We start from the raw sequence: 19,084 nt of genomic DNA, 5'->3' as shown, positions 1-19,084 counted from the left end.
GGATATACAACATGTTTTTTTCCATCGTAGCCCTTTGTTGCTACTCCCTGTTGATATTGTTGGCTGGTGGTCTGGAACTTGCCGATACATGGCATTGGTGGATTGCCAGGTTGATTGTAATGCTGGCTTTTGCTGCTGGCCTTGTTGCCCATGGGTATTGCACCAGGGCTTTGCGCCCGTTACCTGAGCTGGCAGGTGAGGCTGGCGAACTGAAGGCTAAGGTGCTGGCCGTGCGCCTTTGTCTATTGGCGTTGATTGTATTTTCAACCTTGATGGGTCAGCTGTTTGGCAATTGGTCTGCGACTACTTTTAATCTGGACTATCTCCTGTTTGTGCCTCTGTTGCTGGTTTGTGCGCCCTATTACGTGCGCTGGGCAGAGTCCATTGCGCCTGCAGGCTGTGATGGCTATGCCCGTCTCGGGCAGTTTGTTTTGCGTCAACGCAGCTGGCAATGGGCTGAGCAGAAAGAGCTGTTGCTGGCCTGGCTGGTCAAGCTGATCTTTATCCCGCTGATGTATTCCTGGCTGATGATGGCAACCGAGAGTCTATTGGCTTTTCGTTGGTCATTGAAGCCCGCCACTCTGATCAGCGGCTTGTACATGTATGGCCTGGCCATTGATCTGCTGGTTGCCACAGCAGGTTATCTGTTTGCCAGTCGCATACTGGGCAATGCGGTAATCAGTACCGATAAAAGCTGGAGCGGCTGGCTGGTATGTTTGTTGTGCTATCCGCCGCTGATCTGGGTCTTTCAACAGATCAAGCAGCAGACTAATGAGTTGGTCTGGACTGACTGGCTACAGCTGGAGCAATCCCTGTTCTGGTTCTGGTCCGCAGCGATAACGCTGACCTGGTTGGTGTACTGGCTATCTACCCTGCATTTTGGTCTGCGCTTCGCCAATCTGAGCTGGCGGGGCCTGGTCAATACGGGACCCTATCGCTGGGTCAGGCATCCAGCCTATTTATCCAAAAACCTGTACTGGTGGCTGTATTTGGTGCCCTTTTATGGCGTTGCCAGTGGTTATGAGCTGGCGCGTAACCTGCTCGGCTTGTGCTTTGTCAGCCTGGTGTATTTTCTACGAGCCTATACCGAGGAAAGGCACTTGATGCAGTTTGCCGAATACCGTGATTATGTGGAGCATATCCGCAACCATGGCCTGGTTGCACGTGTGAAGCGCTGGTGTGGTTTGCATGTATAAAAGCCGAACAGCATTGTTGCTGGTAATGTTGATTGTTGTGTCCGGCTGGTGGGGAGTTCAACATTGGCACGGCTACATTCTCTGGCCGGGACAATGTAATGACGATGTGCCTGAGCGGTTTGCGGAGCTGGTTACACTAGCCCGACAGCAGGGCTATCCCGGTTTTCAGTTATCACTGCAAGCACAGGATGGCAGCAGGCTGGATTGCGCTGCTGGTCAGGCTGGGCCGGGAATCAGCTTAAAACCCATGCAACTGGATTACAGAATCCGTTATGCCAGCTTGAGTAAAATGTTTACTGCGGTGGTCAGCCAGCAATTGATTGCCGAAGAACGCTTACAGCCGGATGGCTATCTGCTGGATTATCTCGACATCGATTTCGTGGTGTGGGATGAACGCATCAAGCAAATTACTATTGGGCAACTTTTGCGGCATACCGCCGGGTTTGATCGCAGTCTGACGTCCGACCCCATGCTGGAGAGTGAGCCTTGGTGCCCGTTTCGGCTTGAGGGGCTGGGTCAGCTGGTTCTGGATCATGAGCCGGGTAGCCGTTATGCCTACTCCAATTTGGGTTACTGTTTGCTGGGGCAGGTCATTGAACGAATAGAAGGCAAGCCGTTGCAGGATGTTTTTGTTGAGCGGATTTTTGCACCGGCATCAGTTACGACGGTACAGCCTTCCCGCAAGGGAGTGTTCGCAAAGGATGAGGTGGCATATCGTTTTCAGGAGCCTGAGTACAGGCAACAGCTGACAGCCATGCCATACGACAGCATGCTGGCTACCGGGGCGTGGTCAGGTACTGCTGCGGATTTTTTGCAGTTGATGTCGGCAGCTTTTGTTGAAGGAAAAACATTGAGTGGGCTGAGCAGACGGCAGTTACTGGAGGTTGAAGACAAGTGTGACACCAGTCAGTGGAGACACTGTCATGGCAGTGCTTTCCATACTTATCAGTCAGCAGCTGATATGGCCAACTTCTACTGGCGTGATGGCAGCCTGCCGGGTGTGACCAGCTTTGCCGGACTGAGCGGCGGCGGGCAACTGGTGGTGTTTATTGCCAACAGCCGACCATATAACTGGATTCCTGCCAATGATCGGCTGGGATTATTTTTATATCAGAATTTTGTGTGGCATAGGGATGACTGATTCTATGGAAGGTTGGGGGAAATGTCGCTTTAACGGAGTTTCCCTGATGATGGGCTTGCGGGAGGCCATGAAAGTCAGCGCTTGATGCCGTCAAACAGCGCATCGAGCGCTGCAGCTGATTCGATGGCGATGCCTTTGCCGCGATCCAGTTGGTCCGCGCGGGCTTTCAGTTGCTTGCGCAAGCGCGCCAGGTTCAGCTCGTGAATCTAGTCTTCATGAGTGTCGATGAAACGCAGTGCTTCACGAATGACTTCGCTGGCGTTGTTGTACAAGCCGGATTCCACTTTGGCCTTGATGCGAGATTCCAGCTCTGGGGTAGGGATCCATGCATGGCGATCTCTCGATATGAACATCTCGCAGAAAGGCAGGACTTGCATACAGATATTGTCCATGTTTGCACGTTTGAGAGAAGGTTGCTGTTTTGATGATCTGGAATTTGTCGCGTGTCGGGCATGGGCACCGAATCGCGTCCGAATGTCGCTCCCGCAGCGCTGCCGCTAGGCAAGCCCCCCATAATATGGATAATGCGTGACCATCCCGTTACAGCTCCGTGAGCTGGTGGCGGGTCTCTCACACTAAATACAACAGCATCTATGGCATCCAAAATGACCAAGTACAAACTGAGCGCCATTGCATTGGCCCTGATGACCTCCGTTCCCGCACTCGCTGCCAGCCAGGCGGATTCCAATGGTTTTGTCGAAGACAGCAGTCTCGATCTGTTCCTGCGTAATGCCTACATGAACCGTGACTACCGAAACGGTGATCAGGACAAGGCCGAGTGGGGCCAGGCTGGTGTGCTGACCTTCACCTCTGGTTTCACCCGTGGCACCGTAGGCGTGGGCGTAGACGCTTTTGGTATGTATGGCGTACGTCTGGATAGCGGTCGTGGTCGCGCTGGCGCTGGTGGTATCGACTTCTTCATGGTTGACAACAACGGTGATGTAGAGAAAGACGTGGCCCATGCCGGTGCTGCGGTCAAGGCGCGTTTCTCCAAGACAGTCCTGGCCTATGGTGACCAGCGTCCATCGCTGCCGGTGCTGAGCCATGACGACAGCCGCCTGCTGCCGGAGACCTATACCGGTACCATGATCACTTCCAATGAGATCGATGGTTTGACCGTGCATGCCGGCCGCTTCAATGCTCAGCATCGCAAGAGTGACGAAGGTCGCGACAGTGGCGAACTGAAGTCCATCGATGTACTGGGTGGTAGCTACCAGTTCAATGATAATATCCGTGGTGCACTGTATGCCTCGGATGTGGAAGATGTACTCAAGCGCCAGTATGTGAACCTGAACTACATCCGTCCGCTGAATCAGGGCGACACACTGACGCTGGATTTCAGCGGCTACCGCACCAAGCAGGACAAGGAGTTCGATACCCGGGGCGACCGGAACAATCTCTGGAGCCTGTCCGCCAACTATGCCACCGGTGCGCATGACTTCACCCTCGCCTACCAGCGCAGCAGCGGTGATACCGGTTACAACTACGGCTTCTACCAGAGCGAAGGTGCGGTCGGCGACGGCGGCACCACCATCTGGGTGGCCAACTCCTTCTGGTCTGACTTCAATGCTGAAGACGAGCGCTCCTGGCAGCTGGGCTATGGTCTGGACTTCACCCAGTTTGGTATTCCGGGTCTGAGCTATAACTTCGCTTATGTTCACGGTACTGACATCAGTATCCGTGATTCTGTCACCAATGTTCGCGAAGCTGACAGCGCCAGCGAGCGTGAAATCTTCAACCAGCTGAAGTATGTGGTGCAGAGCGGTGCGGCCAAGGATATGAGTGTTCGTCTGCGCAGCTCGGTACTGCGTGCTTCGAACAGCTATACCCAGGACGGCAACGAAGTGCGCATCTTCGTCGACTTCCCGATGAATATCTTCTAAGCAGTTCCCCCTGCAGGGTATAGCGCCATTCGGCGCTGTACCCTGTCACCTCTTCAATCCAGCTCAGATGCGACCGGTGGCAGGTTCTTGAATGCCGCCAGTGCCCGCGCTCGGCTCTCCGCCAGGTCGATGATCGGGGCAGGGTAGCCGCACAGCATCCGGGAAATGGCTGATGGATCATGGATATCATGCTGGTCCAGTTCACGCAGCTCCGGTAGCCAGTGCTTGATGAAGCGTCCCGATGGGTCGAAGCGCTGCGACTGGGTGATCGGATTGAACAGGCGGAACCAGGGCACCGCGTCGGTGCCAGTGGAGGCGCTCCATTGCCAGCCGCCGTTGTTCGCCGCCAGATCACCATCGATCAGATGCTGCATGAAGTAACGCTCGCCCTCGCGCCAGTCGATCAGCAGGTTCTTGCTCAGGAACATGGCTACTACCATGCGCAGACGGTTGTGCATCCAGCCGGTGGCCAGCAACTGGCGCATGGCGGCATCGATCAGGGGGAAGCCGGTACGTCCCTCCTGCCAAGCGGTCAGTTCATTCGGTGCATCACGCCAGGGTACCGCTTCGGTATGCGGGCGGAACGCCCGGTGCCGGGATACTCGCGGATAGCCGAGGAGAATGTGCTTGTAGAATTCCCGCCAGAGCAATTCGTCGATCCAGGTGGTCACTCCGGCACTGCCGCTATCGAACTCGCCCTGATTGGTCATCAGCGCGGCGTGCAGGCATTGGCGTGGCGACAGTACACCAGCGGTCAGATAGGGCGATAGTTGACTGGTGCCGGGTTCGGCTGGCAGGTCGCGTTGTTCGGCATATTCATGCAGCCGGTCATCGACAAACCGCTGCAGGCGTTTTCGTGCTGTCTGCTCGCCCGCAGGCCACAGATTGCGCAGTGACTCGTCCGGGATGGGAAAGCCCGCCACGCTAGTGGGTATCGGGTCGGCGCTGATCGCGGTAGCGGGCTGCGCCTGTGGCGGAGCAAGGCAGCGGGGTGGCGCCAGTTGCAATTGCTGCAGGCAGGCTTTGCGGAACTGGCTGAACACCTTGAAATAGCTGCCCGAGCGTGTCAGCAAGCTGCCGGGGCGAAACAGTAACTGATCCAGATATACTCGGAATCCCACCTCCTCTTCTGCCAGTCGCCTGGCTACGGCCTCATCCCTTGCGGCTTCATCGGTGCCGTATTCTTCATTGGCGTGCACCATGGCGATGCGGTATTGGTGACAGACCTGGGCCAGCACTGCTGGTGCCGACTCCCAGGTGTCCGCCGTGCGGATCAAAAGCGGTACGTTCAACTGCCCGAGCTCACCAGCCAGCACCTGCAAGTTGCGCAGGCGGAAGTCGATCTTGGCTGGCGCCTCGTCATGGGCTTGCCATTGGCGGGGACTGAGCAGGAACAGCGCCAAGGCTGGTCCCTGTTCCAGTGCGGCGGTCAAGGCGGTATTGTCGTGCACACGCAGGTCGTTGCGAAACCAGATCATTTGCATGGTGAATCTCGATGGCTGCTCAGCGCTAGTGGATACGGCAGTGTCACTCGGTGCTACAAGGTCGCCAGAATGCCAGGAGAGTGGGGGATCGACAATTCATCCCCCGGCGTGCATTGTGTCCGCCCGCAAGGCTGGTGCGGTGGTTGGTGTTTTATATATGCCGGGAGGTGGAATGTCTATCGGGGTAGTCCTGTCGGTAACGGCATCGGTGCTGTTTGGGGGCTTGTATTATTTCTCCACACTGCTGGCGCCGCTGGACGGCGAGCAGATCTTCGGTTGGCGCATGCTGCTGACCTTTCCCTTCGTCACCCTGTTCATGCTGCTGGGCGGCTATTGGTCGCTGGCCCGGGAGTTGGCGGCGCGCATACGCCGGCGTCCGGTGTTGCTGCTGGTACAGCTGCTGAGTGCATTGCTGGTCGGTCTGCAGCTGTGGCTGTTCATGTGGGCACCGGTCAATGGCCGGGCGCTGGAGGTCTCGCTGGGCTACTTCCTGCTGCCGCTGAGCATGGTCCTGGCGGGGTATCTGGTCTTTCGCGAGCATCCCTCGCGCCTGCAGCAACTGGCCATCGTCTGCGCCATGCTGGGGGTCGGCCATGCATTGCTGCAGGCTGGCACCGTTGCCTGGGAGACGCTGCTGGTCGCCCTGGGGTATCCGGCCTACTTCATCCTGCGCCGGGCAACGGGGACCGACAACCTGGGTGGTTTCTGGTTCGACATGTTGTTGCTGCTGCCGGTTGCCGCCTGGTTCGCCTGGGCTGGCGGCACGGCGCCAGGATTGTTCGGCGAGTTCCCCCGGCTGTATCCGCTGGTGGCGTTGCTCGGCGCCTTCAGCGCTATGGCGCTGGTCGCCTACATTCTTGCCAGCCGGCTGCTGACCTTCACTCTGTTCGGTCTGCTGGGCTATGTGGAACCGGTACTGCTGGTGGTAGTGGCGCTGCTGCTGGGCGAGAGCATCGCGCCGGATGAATGGCTGACCTATATCCCGATCTGGCTGGCGGTGGGTGTGCTGGTGTTCGAGGGGCTGCGCCATCTGCGCCGCAGCCGCAGGGCTCTGGCGCTACCGGCGAGTGAGGAGCAGGACCTGCGCTGAGGCGCCGTTGCCGCGGCGAAACCTGACCTATACTGCTGACGAGCGCACCTGCGCCGTCATCGTCACCAGCCCATCCGGTTGGTGGCGGGGAAGACTGGCCACAAGCCGGCCGTCCATCTTGGTCAGGAGGATAGCTATGCCTTTATCCGTACGGATTCCCTACACCCGTTATCTTGATGATCGCGGCCAGGCGCTGGGTGAACTGCCTGGCTGGGTCGATGATCCCGAACTGTTGCTCGAGCTGTACCGCCAGATGAATCTGGTCCGCGTATTCGATCAGAAATGCATTGCCCTGCAGCGTACCGGCCAGATCGGCACCTACGCTTCGACCCTGGGGCAGGAGGCCGTCGGCACCGCGCTGGGCCGGGCGATGACGGCCGAAGATGTGCTGATTCCCTATTACCGTGACACCGCGGTGCAGCTGCAGCGCGGTGTCGAGATGCAGGACATTCTGCTGTACTGGGGCGGTGACGAGCGCGGTAGTGCCTGGTCGACACCGACCGCCGCCGAGGATTTCCCTATCTGTGTGCCCATTGCCACCCAGGCCTGCCATGCCTGTGGTGTCGCTTCGGCCTTCCGCATCCGCCAGCAGCCACGGGTGGCGGTGACCACCTGTGGCGATGGGGCCACCAGCAAGGGCGATTTTCTGGAAAGCCTCAATCTCGCCGGGGTCTGGCAACTGCCGCTGGTGTTCGTGGTGAACAACAACCAGTGGGCCATCTCGGTACCGCGCAGTCTGCAATCGGCCGCACCGACCCTGGCGCACAAGGCATTGGCGGCGGGGATTCCCGGCGAGCAGGTGGATGGCAACGATGTGCTGGCGGTGTACGACCGTATCAGCGCTGCCATCGAGCGTGCCCGGGCCGGCAAGGGCCCGACGCTGGTGGAGTGCGTGACCTACCGACTGGGTGATCACACCACCTCGGATGATGCCAGTCGTTACCGTCCCGCCGAGGAACTGAGCGAGGCCTGGAAGCATGAGCCCATCGGCCGGTTGCAGCGGTTCCTGCATCAGCAGCAGCTGTGGGACGAGCGCCGTGAGCAGGCCCTGCAGCAGGAGCTGGGCGAGCGTGTCAACGCGGCGGTAGAGCAGTTCCGTGCCATACCTGAGGCTGATCCTGGGGCCGCCTTCGACTATCTGTACCAGCAGTTGCCCGCCTGTTACGGCGAGCAGCGCGATGCACTGCTGGCGCGGGCCGCGACGATGACAGGAGGCGAACATGGCTGAGCAATCTACCCTGTGCATGGTCGAGGCGATCAACCTGGCGCTGCACCGGGCCATGGCCGACGACCCCGATGTGGTGGTGCTGGGCGAGGACGTGGGCCCCAACGGCGGGGTATTTCGCGCCACGGTCGGGCTGCATGAGCGCTTCGGCTTTCGGCGGGTGATGGATACGCCGCTGGCCGAGACCCTGATCACCGGCATCACGGTGGGCATGGCGGCCCAGGGCCTGAAGCCGGTGGCCGAGATCCAGTTCATGGGCTTCATCTACGCCGGTATGGAGCATCTGATTTCCCACGCCAGTCGCCTGCGTAGCCGCACCCGTGGACGGCTCAGCTGCCCCATGGTACTGCGCACACCCCATGGCGGTGGCATTCATGCCCCCGAACACCATGGGGAAAGCACCGAAGCCATGCTGGCGCACGTGCCGGGACTGCGGGTGGTGGTGCCGTCCTCTCCGCGGCGGGCCTATGGCCTGTTGCTGGCAGCGATCGCCGATCCCGATCCGGTGATCTTCCTGGAGCCGTCGCGGCTGTATCGCTCGGTGCGTCAGGTGGTCGAGGATGACGGCCAGGTGCTGCCGCTGGATACCTGTTTCACCCTACGCGAAGGGCAGGATCTGACCCTGGTCAGTTGGGGCGCGGCGCTCAAGGAAACACTGGAGGCGGCCGGTCGGCTGGCGGAGCAGGGCATCGACTGCGAGGTCATCGATGTCGCCACGCTCAAACCGCTGGATACCGCCACCATCCTCGCCTCGGTCAGCAAGACCGGCCGCTGCGTCATCGTGCATGAGGCGGCGCGCAGTTACGGTCCTGGTGCGGAGATTGCCGCCGTGGTGCAGGAGCAGCTGTTCCATGTGCTGCATGCGCCGGTGCAGCGGGTCACCGGCTTCGACTGCGTGATTCCCTATGCACGGCAGGAAATGGCCTACCTGCCGGATGTCGACAGTATCTGTGAGGCCGCCTATCGAACCATGGGGGATCAGCCATGAAGCAATTCAAGTTGCCCGATCTGGGTGAGGGCCTGCAGGAAGCGGAGATCGTCGAATGGCATGTCAAGGCGGGGGACAGCGTGGAGCTGGACCAACTGCTGGTCTCGGTGGAAACCGCCAAGGCCATTGTCGAGGTACCTTCACCGCGGGCCGGGGTGATCGGCCGCTGCTTCGGTGAAGCGGGGGATCTGCTGCATGTCGGCGAACCGCTGGTGGAGTTCGAGGGGGAGGCCGAGGACAGCGGTACCGTGGTCGGCAATCTCGGTCAGGCCAGCGGCCAAAGCGACCTTGCCGCCGACGACTTCATCATCGGTGCCGCTGGTTCCAGCCGCGACGCCTGGGCAGTACGCGCCTCGCCGCAGGCGCGCAAGCTGGCCGAGCGTATGGGTGTGGCACTGGATGGTCTACCCGGTAGCGGCAGTGGCGGGTTGATCACCGATGCCGATGTACAGCGCGCCGCGGTGGCCAAACCGACTACCGGGGAAGCCCTGCGCAGCGTGCGCCGGACCATGGCCAAGAACATGGCCCGGGCGCATGCCGAGGTGGTACCGGTGACCATCGTCGAGGATGCCGACCTGCATCGCTGGCCCGACGGTGCGCGTGATCCCATGGTGCGTCTGGCGCGGGCCATCGCCCGTGCCTGTCAGGCCGAGCCGGCGCTCAACGTGGCCTTCGACGGCGCGCGTCTGAGCGTGACCCGTCATCAGCACATCGACCTCGGCGTGGCGGTGGATACCCCCGACGGGCTGTTCGTGCCGGTATTGCGGGATCTGGCCAACCGCGATGCCGAGGATCTGCGCCAGGGGTTGGCGCGGCTGCGTGCGGACGTGCTGAATCGCTCGATTCCACCACGCGAGCTGATGGGCGCAACCATCACCCTGTCCAACTACGGCACCCTGTTCGGACGCTATGCCAGCCCGGTGATAGTGCCACCACAGGTGGCGATCATCGGTGCCGGAGTGATCCGCGACCAGGTAGTGGCCTGGGACGGACAGCCGGCGATACATCCGGTGCTGCCGGTGTCGCTCACGGTGGACCACCGCGCCGTCACTGGCGGCGAGGCGGCGCGCTTTCTCAAGGTATTGGTCGAGGATCTGCAGGCAGCCGATTAGGGGCACAGCCCCTGGACGCTACAGGGCGCAGATGCAGTTGCGCCCGGCGGCCTTGGCCTTGTACATGCGCTTGTCGGCCAGGGTCAGCAGTTGCTGGGGCACCTCGATGTGGTCGAAGTAGCGCTCGGCCAGGCCGATACTGGCGGTCAGCGGGGTACCGTCCGGACGCTGGCCCAGTCCGGTGGCCTGCAGCCGTTCCAGGGCCTGGCGGGCGCGGGTCATGTCGGTGTCGGGCATGATCAGCAGGAACTCCTCGCCGCCCCAGCGCACCAGGCTGTCGGAGCTGCGCATGCAGTCCTGGATATGCAGGCTGGCCGCACGCAGGGCATCATCGCCGGTGGCGTGGCCGAAGGTATCGTTGATCTGCTTGAAGTGGTCCAGATCGATGAACGCCAGCGACAGGGCGCTGTTGTTGCGCAGGCTGGTGTTCCACTGTACCTGCAGGATCTCCTCGCCACTGTTGCGGCTGAACACGCCGGTCAGGTCATCGCGGATCGCCTGGCGCAGCAGCGCCATCATGAATGCCAGCTGGCTCATGCAGGCCAGGCCGGTGACCCCGGCTATCAGGATCAGCAGCCAGAAGGCGCCGACGAAGGACGGCCAGTTCAGTGTTGACCAGTTCAGGTAGCCGGCCACGGCCTGGGCCAGCAGCAACACCATGGCGATCAGCAGGTTCTCCAGCAGCGTCAAGGGAAACAAGGCCAGGCCGGCCATCAACACGAACGGCAGGAAAGCGTAGCCGGCAGCGACCGCGGCGGGCATGTCGACCAGCTCGTAATGCGCCAGCAGGGTGTGCGAACTGACATAGAACAGGGTGGGAATGGCGAACAGGATGAACATGGCCAGGTAGGCATCGGTCATGCGTCCACGCTCGCGATAGAACAGCAGCAGGCTGAAGAACGCCAGGCACACCACCAGCCGCAATCCCAGCAGTTGGCTCCATAAAGGGTAGGGAAAGACAATCAGATCGACCACCGCCCACAGGGGGGTGAGCAGAGCGAACAGCAGGGCGAACAGGCGGACCCGGTCGACGATCAGTCCGGCCCGGTGGCGGCTGACCAGCAGCGAGTGGTGGAAGGGGATCAGCAGTTTCAGCCGTTCATGGGGTTCCAGCTCGGCAGGCAACAGCGAGTTGAGGCGACGGCGCAGCAGGTCGGCAAAGGGCAGCATGGGTGCTCGGGTAATGTCGTTATGATATTGATGGCAAATTATAATGTGTCTCGGCGACCGCTGCTGACGCAAGTCAAGAATGCATGCAATTTGATCTCGGCCAAGAGTCTGCAGCGATTTTTCCCCTACACTGCGGGCAGTCCACCTGGGAAACCATACCGGGTTGGCTTGGCGGGATCTCTGTGACTTCCTGTCACATGCTTTCTCCAGGCCGGCCGTGGGATCATCCGGGTTGTTACCGGCTCCACGGGGGCCATGTCGTCGTTGATCAAGGATGGGCTGGTGGTACGTAAGCGGCTTTCGACACTGAGTATCCGGCTTGGCCTGTTCGCCATGCTGATGATTCATGTCGGCCCGTTGTACTCGGCGCTGCAACTGGCGCAGGCGGCTGCGCGGAGCAGCGAGCATCATCAGCATGCCGGGCACGGAGACGCTTCCTCCGCCTATGCCCATCATCGCGCGGCGTCGGGCAGCGCACCGGACTGGCTGGCAGCGCTGGAGCTGTGTGGCTACTGCGAGCTCCTGACCCTCAGTCCGCCATTGACGCTGTCGCTCAAGCTGATTCTGCCCCGGCACGAGCCGGAGCGTTTCCTGGCACTGCCCGCCGCGCCGCTACTGCCGATATGGCGCCGCAGTGCGGGGTATGCCCGCGCCCCTCCCGCAACCTTCCACTGCTGATGTCCGCCGCCGTGTCCGCACGGCCATACAAACCATTGAAGTGGAAATTTACCCATGTCCCGACCTATTCGTGGCCATCAGGCGCGCGTGTGCCTGTCCGATTCCTTTTCCCTGCGGCCCGCTCGCCTGCGCTGGCAGGCTGCCCATGCCGCTTTGTTGATCACCGTTGCCAGCGGCGTGCTGGCGAGTGAGCAGCATGACTCCCATTCGCATCAGCTTGATCAACTGTTGCTGCCGCCGCGGGTCATCACCGCGGTGCAACAGGACTCACCGCTGACCATCATCACCAACCCGAAGCAGGCCCGCCAGCCGATCCCGGCCAGCGATGGGGCGGATTATCTGAAGACCATCCCCGGTTTCTCCGCGGTCCGTGGGGGTGGTAGCAACAGCGATCCGGTACTGCGCGGCATGTTCGGCTCGCGGCTGAAACTGCTGACCAATGGTGGCGAGATGCTCGGCGCCTGCCCGTCGCGCATGGATGCGCCATCCTCCTATATCGCTCCGCAGAACTTCGATCAACTGACCGTGATCAAGGGGCCGCAGACGGTTGCCTGGGGCCCCGGAGCCTCAGCTGGCACGGTGTTGTTCGAGCGTCTGCCGGAGAGTTTCGACGAGCCCGGTAGCCGGCTGGATGCCAGCGTCGTAGCCGGTTCCAACACCCGGCGCGATGTGCAGGTGGATGGCGCCATCGGCAGCCGTGATGGCTACCTGCGCCTGAGCGGCAACCGCTCCCGCTCCGGCGATTACAAGGACGGCAATGGCGACCGTATCCCGTCGCGCTGGAACAAGTGGAATACCGATCTGGCCCTGGGCTGGACGCCGGATGACGACACGCTGCTGGAGTTCAGCGTCGGTGCCGGTGATGGCGAGGCGCGCTATGCCGGGCGCGGCATGGATGGCTCGCAGTTCGAGCGCGAAAGCCTCGGCCTGCGTTTCGAGAAGCGGTTCAACGGTGGCGCGCTGCGGGAGCTGGAGGCACGTCTGTATTACAACTATGCCGATCACGTGATGGACAACTACAGCCTGCGCACCCCCTCGGGGATGATGCCGCAGCCGATGGCATCGAACGTCGACCGCCGCACCCTGGGAGCACGGCTGGCATCAACCTGGGCATGGGATGATCTGGAGTTGTTGGCGGGTGCCGACGCCCAGCGCAATACCCATCGTACCCGCAGCGGCATGGGGGTGGATGCCTACCGGGACCAGCCCTGGAACAAGGATGCCGCCTTCAGCCAGATCGGTGTGTTCTCCGAGCTGACCTGGTCACGCCGGGAGCACCAGCGGCTGATTGGCGGCATGCGCCTGGACCAGCATCATGTCGAGGACTTCCGCGCCACCGTCAGCGGCGGCATGCACGGCGGCCATGCCATGCCCAACCCCACCGCTGGTGATACCCGCCGCGAAACCCTGCCTGCCGCTTTCCTGCGGCTGGAGCAGGACCTGTCCAGTCTGCCGGCCACCGCCTATGTCGGCATCGGGCATGTGCAGCGCTTCCCGGATTACTGGGAGCTGTTCTCGCCCAGGCAGGCAGTCGGTGCGGTCAATGCCTTTGACGGCGTCGATCCGGAGCGCACCACCCAGCTGGATGTCGGGCTGCAGTATCAGCGTGACGGCCTGCAGGCCTGGGTCTCCGGGTATGCTGGCGTGGTGCGGGATTTCATCCTGTTCGACTACAGCGGCATGGCCAGCAGCGCCGACAATATCGACGCGCGCATCATGGGCGCTGAAACCGGCGTGGCCTGGGAACTGACCGACAACTGGCAGACCGATGCCAGTCTGGCCTGGGCCTGGGGTCGCAACCGCAGCGACGGTGAGGCATTGCCGCAGATGCCACCGCTGGATGCCCGCTTCAACCTGACCTACGCGCGGGACAACTGGAGTGCCGGTGCGCTTTGGCGGGTAGTGGCGGCGCAGAGCCGCACAGCCCAGGACAAGGGCAATGTCACTGGTCGGGATATTGGCGATTCGGCGGGGTTCGGCGTGCTGTCGCTGAACGCCGCCTATCGTTTCACCGATGAGGTGACCGTCAGTGCCGGGGTGGATAATCTGCTGGACAAGGCCTACGCCGAGCATCTCAACCTGGCCGGCAATGCCGGCTTCGGCTTCCCGGCCGATGCGCGGTTCAACGAGCCGGGCCGCACGCTGTGGGCCAAGCTGGATCTAAGCTTCTGATACGCCGCTGATCGCGCCGAGGCGGCGCTCCCACACAGCCCCGGGGTGTAGCGCGCTCGCGCTACGCCTGGGGTTTGCAGGGACGCCGGTGGGGGCCTCCGGTCAGTAGAACACCACCAGCAGCGCGATACCGAGGATGATCCGGTAGATCACGAAGGGTTGCATGCCGATGCGCTTGATGAACACCAGGAAGTAGTGGATGCAGAGGAAGGCGCTCACGGCCGACACCAGTATCCCCAGGGCCATCGCGCCCCATTCCACTGGTACCTGGGCTTCCACCAGGTCCTTGGTCTTGAGCAGACAAGCCAGCAGGATCACCGGGATCGACAGCAGGAAGGAGAAGCGCGAAGCGGCTTCACGGCTCAGCCCCAGCAGCAGCGCGGCGGTGATGGTGACGCCTGCGCGGGAGGTGCCGGGGAACAACGCCAGTGCCTGGGCGCAGCCGATGATCAGCACATCCTTCCAGGTCATCTGGTTCACCAGGCGGTTGCCGCGGAAGCGCCAGTCGGCCCAACCCAGCAGCAGGCCGAATACCACCAGGCCAATGGCAAGATAGAAGGGCGAGCGCAGATACAGCTCGATCTCATCCTTGAACGCCAGGCCGGCCAGCCCCACCGGAATGGTGGCGAAGATCACCCCCCAGGCCAGACGTGCATCATCATCCAGCTTGCGGGTAGCCAGTGATTGCGTCCAACTGCTGGTCATGTTGATCAGGTCGCGGCGGAAATACAGCAGCACCGCGAACAGGCTGCCGAAGTGCAGCGCGACATCGAACGCCAGGCCCTGATCCGGCCAGCCGGTGAGGGCGGGAACCAGGATCAGGTGGGCTGAGCTGGAGACAGGCAGAAACTCGGTCAAGCCCTGGAGCAGGGCCAACACCACAACTTGCAACCAATCCATTTTATTACGGAGCTCCGTGGTCAGAGGAAAAACAGCGCTGGGCAAGCGCGCAAGTAAACCATGAACTGACCAACTGAGCGAATATTTACGTGGGCTGTTCAGCTACCGGTCAGCTAACCGGCAGGTAACGCAGCAGCAACGCTTTATTCACATCGATACCGTCCGGTTTGGGAATGCGCACTATATGGCCAGTGCCAGGCGCAACCTCGGTCGGCTGCCCGTGGCGATCCAGCAGTGAGTGCAAAGCGAAGCTATGATTGCCGGAAGGGCTCATGAGTTCCAGCTGGTCACCCAATGCGAAGCGATTTTTTACTTCGATACTCAGCCAGTCGCCCAGATCCTCCAGTACCTCGCCGACAAACTGGTGCCGCAGCATACTGGAACTGCCCCGCTCATAGTTCTGATAGACCCCCGGCGGGTGGCGGCGATAGAAGCCCTCGGTGTAGCCGCGGTTGGCCAGGCTTTCCAGGTCGTCCATCAGCCCCAGGTCGAAGGGACGTCCGGCCACGGCGTCATCGATCGCCCGCCGGTAGGTCTGCACGGTACGGGCGACATAGAAATACGACTTGGTGCGTCCCTCGATCTTCAGCGAATGCATACCCATGTCGACGAAGCGCTGTACGTGCTGCACGGCGCGCAGGTCCTTGGAGTTCATGATGTAGGTACCGTGCTCGTCCTCCTCGATGGCCATCTGCTCGTCCGGCTTGTCGCTCTGGTTGAGCAGATAGACCGGTTGCGGCTGCACCTCCTGGACCAGCGGTTCGACGTTGCCCTCGGCGGTCTCCTGCGCCGGCTGCAGGTCGTATTTCCAGCGGCAGGCGTTGGTACAGGCGCCCTGGTTGGCATCGCGGTGATTGAAATAGCCGGATAGCAGGCAGCGGCCGGAATAGGCGATGCACAGCGCGCCGTGCACGAACACCTCCAGCTGCATGTCCGGGCACTGGCGGCGTACTTCCTCGATCTCGTCCAGCGACAGCTCGCGGGACAGGATCACCCGCTCCAGGCCCTGTTGCTGCCAGAACTTCACCGTTGCCCAGTTGGTGGCATTGGCCTGCACCGACAGATGCACCGGCAGCTGTGGCCAGCGCTCGCGTACCAGCATGATCAGCCCGGGATCGGACATGATCAGCGCGTCCGGTCCCATCGCCACGATCTCTTCCAGGTCGCGGATGTAGGTGGCCACCTTGCTGTTGTGCGCGGCGATGTTGCTCGCCAGGTAGAACTTCTTGCCCAGCGCGTGCGCCTCGGCAATCGCTTCGGCCAGCACCGCCGGGTTGTGGAAGTCATTCTCGCGTACACGCAGGCTGTAGCGCGGCTGGCCGGCATAGACCGCATCGGCGCCATAGGCGAAGGCATAACGCATGGCTTTGAGGGTGCCGGCCGGGGCCAGCAGTTCGGGGGCTTGGGGCATGGGGACGATCCTGTTTACAAGACAAGAAAGCCGCGGAGGATAGCGGCATGCGTCGGGCCAGACATTGACCGAAGTCACGCCAGCGACCAACAGCTGCCCGGGGCGACCGGCAGGAGGTCATGCCGGGTCCGAGCTGACTTGGAAGGTATCGGACAGCTGCTGCAGGCGCGTGGCTGTTTCCTGCACCTGCCTTGAGTTGTAGCGCAGGGTCTGGATGACCTCAGCCAGTGCCTGGGTAGTCTGGGCGACCTGGCCTGCCTGTCGCCCATGCTCCTTGCTATTGGTATCCATGGCCGCAATGACGCCGAACAGCGTCTCCACCGTCTGGTGCAATAGATCATTATCATCCGAGGCATTGTTGGCGCGCTGGAGTTGCTCATCGACATCGGCCACGCCTTGCTCCATCAGGGTGATCGCGCCACGGGTGGCATCGCGAATCGAGGTGATGCCCCGGCTGATCGCTTCCGCGGCACTGGCGGTACGTGAGGCGAGCGCGCGTACCTCACCGGCGACGACGGCAAAGCCGCGGCCGTTCTCCCCGGCGCGCGCCGCCTCGATGGCCGCATTCAGCGCCAGCAGGTTGGTCTGCGCGGTGATATCGGTAATCAGCGACACCATGCCGACGATCTCGCTGGATCGTTGATCGAGCATTTGCACGCTGTGCGCCGAGCTTTCGACGATATCGCGGATCTTCTGCGTGCCGGCACTAACCGTTTCCAGGCGCATACGTGCCGACTCGACCACGCGCTCCATGGTCTGCTTCATCTCCCGGGCGGTACCGGAGGCATCGTTTACCGTTTGCAGCTGCGCTTCGATCATGCCGAGCATGTGCGAGATGGTCAGTGTGACTTCCTCGGCGGTGGTGCTGGCGTCCTGGTTGTGAGCGAGCATATGTTCGCTGTTGTGCACCGCATGCCGGCTGGCCTGCTTGAGCCGCCCGACGATGGTATCGAGACTGTCGATGAAGCTGTTCACCCAGCGCCCCAGCTCGCCGGTTTCATCCGGTACCAGGCGAGTGGTATCCAGGCGCTGGCACAGGTTGCCTTCGCCTTCGGCAATGTTGCGTACGATCTCGGTCATGCGCCCCACGCGCCGTGCCAGCTTCTGCGTGCCGTTGCGCCAGAACCACCAGGCCGACCCTGTGATGACCGCAAGGTTGACCAGGATGGCCACAGACGGAGCGACAGCGTACCAACTGAGCCCGATCTGGGTGCCGGCGATCAGTACCATCAGCAGCAGGAACTGTTTCATCAGGGCGTAGCTGAGCGAGCGATAGCGGTAGACCTCTTCAAGATCGGCCTCGCACATCATGCCCCAGAGGTCCGGCGAGCCGGGCAGGCAGAAGGTGACGCCTTTGCCGATCACCGGTATGTGCCGGTAGTCCGAGTAGCCGGGGTAGCAAACGAAGGTGTTCTCGCCCCGGCGGATGGTTTCGCGCACGCCGGGATGCAACTGGCCGGTTGCCGGGTCGGTAAAGCGTATCTCGAACTCGGTATGCTCGCTGACGCTGACGGTGCCCCAGGCGGTTGGAATACCCTCCTTGAGGTTGCTGCCATGGCTGAAGGTATTGTCCTCGAAGCGTGAACGCGACAGCGCCCGACCCGGCTCGATGGTGGGATCGAAGCGCGCCTCGGCCATGAATATGTAGTTGTCACCGGACTCATGATAGATATGACCCGCTTCGCGCTGGATCAGGTCGCCCAGGACATCATTGGGAATGCGTGCACATATACATCCGCCCGCCGCCAGCGGCTGGTAGAACATCAGCGTGACGGCGTCATGGAAACTGGAGGTCGACGGTCCCAGGGTATCGGTGCGCCGGTCTATATAGGGACCGTGCAGGAATCGTTGCTGCAGGCCGGCGCGGACCGCGCGGGGATCAGGCGACCCGGGCAAGGGGCCGGGCGCACTGCTTTGGAGCACCTGCCCCTGTGCCTCAAGCACGAACAGCTCGGTGGCGTCCGGCATTTTATGCATCAGGTGTTGCAGGGTTTCGCGACTGACTTCAGCAGGGCGCTCGCCGATGGCCTGGCCGATGCCCTCCAGGATCGCCCACTGGTTGTCGCACCATTGCTGGAGCAGGCGTACCCGGGTGGATGCCAGGCTGGCGAAGATATCTTCGAGCTGGGCGTAGCGGTTCGTATTCACTTTGCAGGCCCAGCCCATGCGAAGCTTTCCGGTAGCGCCGAACCAGGGCAGCCAGCCGCGCTCGGCCTGGTTCAGATCCATGTTGTGACTGAGAAGGGTCACCGGTATTTCCTTTTTGCTGAAGAAGACTTGTTGCTCAGCAAAAATTGGACCCGGTATCGCCCAGCGCAGGCGTGGCGCCGGTTGTGGTGGCTCTGAGGGGAAGTGCAGGGGCGACTGCAGTGTCATCATGGTGCGAAATAGCCACTCCATGGCGATGATGCCCTGTTTTGGTGCGCAGCCTGGATGGCTGGCAATAAAAAACCCGGTCACAGGGACCGGGTTCTCATTACCGCAAGGCCAGCCTTACAGCTTGCCAGCCAGCTCCGGCACCGCCTCGAACAGGTCAGCCACCAGACCGTAGTCGGCCACCTGGAAGATCGGCGCTTCCTCGTCCTTGTTGATCGCAACAATGACCTTGGAGTCCTTCATACCCGCCAGATGCTG

At 61.6% G+C, this 19,084-nt stretch carries 15 protein-coding genes and 1 pseudogene; 9 read left to right on the top strand and 7 right to left on the bottom strand.

The window, feature by feature from the left end; translation table 11 throughout:
* Window positions 1–11: 11 nt before the first annotated feature.
* Window positions 12–1,196, top strand: a complete 1,185-nt coding sequence (locus tag CQ007_RS04980) for an isoprenylcysteine carboxylmethyltransferase family protein (RefSeq protein ID WP_105643838.1) — start codon at window positions 12–14, stop codon at window positions 1,194–1,196.
* Window positions 1,189–2,337, top strand: a complete 1,149-nt coding sequence (locus tag CQ007_RS04975) for a serine hydrolase (RefSeq protein WP_105643837.1) — start codon at window positions 1,189–1,191, stop codon at window positions 2,335–2,337. The genes CQ007_RS04980 and CQ007_RS04975 overlap by 8 nt, the downstream gene beginning before the upstream one ends.
* 206 nt (window positions 2,338–2,543) lie before the next feature.
* Here the strand turns inward: CQ007_RS04975 and CQ007_RS19335 are convergent, their stop codons facing one another.
* On the bottom strand, window positions 2,544–2,690 hold the full coding sequence (locus CQ007_RS19335) for a type II toxin-antitoxin system ParD family antitoxin (RefSeq protein ID WP_177424294.1): 147 nt from the start codon (window positions 2,688–2,690) through the stop codon (window positions 2,544–2,546).
* Window positions 2,691–2,942: 252 nt separating this feature from the next.
* Between CQ007_RS19335 and CQ007_RS04965 the strand changes: the two genes are divergently transcribed.
* Window positions 2,943–4,220 carry an OprD family outer membrane porin gene (locus CQ007_RS04965; RefSeq protein WP_105643836.1) on the top strand — a complete coding sequence of 426 codons (1,278 nt, stop codon included), beginning with the start codon at window positions 2,943–2,945 and terminating at the stop codon, window positions 4,218–4,220.
* Window positions 4,221–4,273: 53 nt separating this feature from the next.
* On the opposite strand, the gene phrB is transcribed toward CQ007_RS04965, so the two are convergent.
* Window positions 4,274–5,704, bottom strand: a complete 1,431-nt coding sequence (gene phrB, locus CQ007_RS04960; RefSeq protein WP_105643835.1) for a deoxyribodipyrimidine photo-lyase — start codon at window positions 5,702–5,704, stop codon at window positions 4,274–4,276.
* Window positions 5,705–5,876: 172 nt separating this feature from the next.
* Here phrB and rarD point away from each other — a divergent pair, with 172 nt between their 5' ends.
* The 4 genes from rarD to CQ007_RS04940 all read left to right on the top strand — a co-directional run bounded on the left by rarD (window position 5,877) and on the right by CQ007_RS04940 (window position 10,119).
* A complete protein-coding gene (gene rarD, locus CQ007_RS04955) occupies window positions 5,877–6,794 on the top strand; it encodes an EamA family transporter RarD (protein ID WP_105643834.1) in 918 nt (305 codons plus the stop codon).
* Window positions 6,795–6,930: 136 nt separating this feature from the next.
* Window positions 6,931–8,022 carry a pyruvate dehydrogenase (acetyl-transferring) E1 component subunit alpha gene (pdhA, locus tag CQ007_RS04950; protein ID WP_105643833.1) on the top strand — a complete coding sequence of 364 codons (1,092 nt, stop codon included), beginning with the start codon at window positions 6,931–6,933 and terminating at the stop codon, window positions 8,020–8,022.
* On the top strand, window positions 8,015–9,007 hold the full coding sequence (locus CQ007_RS04945; protein ID WP_105643832.1) for an alpha-ketoacid dehydrogenase subunit beta: 993 nt from the start codon (window positions 8,015–8,017) through the stop codon (window positions 9,005–9,007). The genes pdhA and CQ007_RS04945 overlap by 8 nt, the downstream gene beginning before the upstream one ends.
* A complete protein-coding gene (locus CQ007_RS04940; RefSeq protein WP_105643831.1) occupies window positions 9,004–10,119 on the top strand; it encodes a dihydrolipoamide acetyltransferase family protein in 1,116 nt (371 codons plus the stop codon). Before CQ007_RS04945 ends, CQ007_RS04940 begins: the two co-directional genes overlap by 4 nt.
* Before the next feature lie 18 nt (window positions 10,120–10,137).
* Here the strand turns inward: CQ007_RS04940 and CQ007_RS04935 are convergent, their stop codons facing one another.
* Window positions 10,138–11,289 (bottom strand): diguanylate cyclase, encoded by a 1,152-nt coding sequence (locus CQ007_RS04935; protein ID WP_105643830.1) that lies wholly within the window; start codon window positions 11,287–11,289, stop codon window positions 10,138–10,140.
* Between the two features lie 255 nt (window positions 11,290–11,544).
* Between CQ007_RS04935 and CQ007_RS04930 the strand changes: the two genes are divergently transcribed.
* Both CQ007_RS04930 and CQ007_RS04925 read left to right on the top strand, forming a co-directional pair.
* Complete coding sequence (locus CQ007_RS04930) at window positions 11,545–11,967, top strand: DUF2946 domain-containing protein (protein ID WP_371919793.1); 423 nt, start codon at window positions 11,545–11,547, stop codon at window positions 11,965–11,967.
* A gap of 54 nt (window positions 11,968–12,021) precedes the next feature.
* Window positions 12,022–14,139, top strand: coding sequence for a TonB-dependent copper receptor (locus CQ007_RS04925; RefSeq protein ID WP_105643829.1), 2,118 nt, complete (start codon window positions 12,022–12,024; stop codon window positions 14,137–14,139).
* A 102-nt stretch (window positions 14,140–14,241) separates the two neighbouring features.
* Here CQ007_RS04925 and CQ007_RS04920 read toward each other — a convergent pair whose 3' ends face one another.
* From CQ007_RS04920 to CQ007_RS04905, 4 genes and pseudogenes are all read right to left on the bottom strand, one after another.
* Window positions 14,242–15,039 carry an undecaprenyl-diphosphate phosphatase gene (locus tag CQ007_RS04920; RefSeq protein ID WP_105643828.1) on the bottom strand — a complete coding sequence of 266 codons (798 nt, stop codon included), beginning with the start codon at window positions 15,037–15,039 and terminating at the stop codon, window positions 14,242–14,244.
* Window positions 15,040–15,148: 109 nt separating this feature from the next.
* Window positions 15,149–16,450: a tRNA 5-hydroxyuridine modification protein YegQ gene (gene yegQ, locus CQ007_RS04915; RefSeq protein WP_105643827.1), complete on the bottom strand. Its 1,302-nt coding sequence runs from the start codon at window positions 16,448–16,450 to the stop codon at window positions 15,149–15,151.
* 117 nt (window positions 16,451–16,567) lie between these two features.
* Window positions 16,568–18,700: a methyl-accepting chemotaxis protein gene (locus CQ007_RS04910; protein WP_256582203.1), complete on the bottom strand. Its 2,133-nt coding sequence runs from the start codon at window positions 18,698–18,700 to the stop codon at window positions 16,568–16,570.
* A gap of 243 nt (window positions 18,701–18,943) precedes the next feature.
* Window positions 18,944–19,084: pseudogene (locus CQ007_RS04905) on the bottom strand (electron transfer flavoprotein subunit alpha/FixB family protein); the annotation flags it as partial.

Source organism: Pseudomonas sp. MYb185 (assembly GCF_002979975.1).
GTDB lineage: Bacteria > Pseudomonadota > Gammaproteobacteria > Pseudomonadales > Pseudomonadaceae > Halopseudomonas.
This window is presented reverse-complemented; position numbering and strand designations above follow the sequence as displayed.

Excerpts from the sequence above, each read along its gene's own strand:
- CQ007_RS04920 (WP_105643828.1), bottom strand. The coding sequence starts at position 15,039 with ATGGATTGGTTGCAAGTTGTGGTGTTGGCCCTGCTCCAGGGCTTGACC.
- rarD (WP_105643834.1), top strand. The coding sequence starts at position 5,877 with ATGTCTATCGGGGTAGTCCTGTCGGTAACGGCATCGGTGCTGTTTGGG.
- CQ007_RS04980 (WP_105643838.1), top strand. The coding sequence starts at position 12 with ATGTTTTTTTCCATCGTAGCCCTTTGTTGCTACTCCCTGTTGATATTG.
- CQ007_RS19335 (WP_177424294.1), bottom strand. The coding sequence starts at position 2,690 with ATGTTCATATCGAGAGATCGCCATGCATGGATCCCTACCCCAGAGCTG.
- yegQ (WP_105643827.1), bottom strand. The coding sequence starts at position 16,450 with ATGCCCCAAGCCCCCGAACTGCTGGCCCCGGCCGGCACCCTCAAAGCC.
- CQ007_RS04930 (WP_371919793.1), top strand. The coding sequence starts at position 11,545 with ATGTCGTCGTTGATCAAGGATGGGCTGGTGGTACGTAAGCGGCTTTCG.
- CQ007_RS04935 (WP_105643830.1), bottom strand. The coding sequence starts at position 11,289 with ATGCTGCCCTTTGCCGACCTGCTGCGCCGTCGCCTCAACTCGCTGTTG.
- CQ007_RS04975 (WP_105643837.1), top strand. The coding sequence starts at position 1,189 with ATGTATAAAAGCCGAACAGCATTGTTGCTGGTAATGTTGATTGTTGTG.
- CQ007_RS04965 (WP_105643836.1), top strand. The coding sequence starts at position 2,943 with ATGACCAAGTACAAACTGAGCGCCATTGCATTGGCCCTGATGACCTCC.
- CQ007_RS04925 (WP_105643829.1), top strand. The coding sequence starts at position 12,022 with ATGTCCCGACCTATTCGTGGCCATCAGGCGCGCGTGTGCCTGTCCGAT.
- CQ007_RS04945 (WP_105643832.1), top strand. The coding sequence starts at position 8,015 with ATGGCTGAGCAATCTACCCTGTGCATGGTCGAGGCGATCAACCTGGCG.
- phrB (WP_105643835.1), bottom strand. The coding sequence starts at position 5,704 with ATGCAAATGATCTGGTTTCGCAACGACCTGCGTGTGCACGACAATACC.
- CQ007_RS04940 (WP_105643831.1), top strand. The coding sequence starts at position 9,004 with ATGAAGCAATTCAAGTTGCCCGATCTGGGTGAGGGCCTGCAGGAAGCG.
- pdhA (WP_105643833.1), top strand. The coding sequence starts at position 6,931 with ATGCCTTTATCCGTACGGATTCCCTACACCCGTTATCTTGATGATCGC.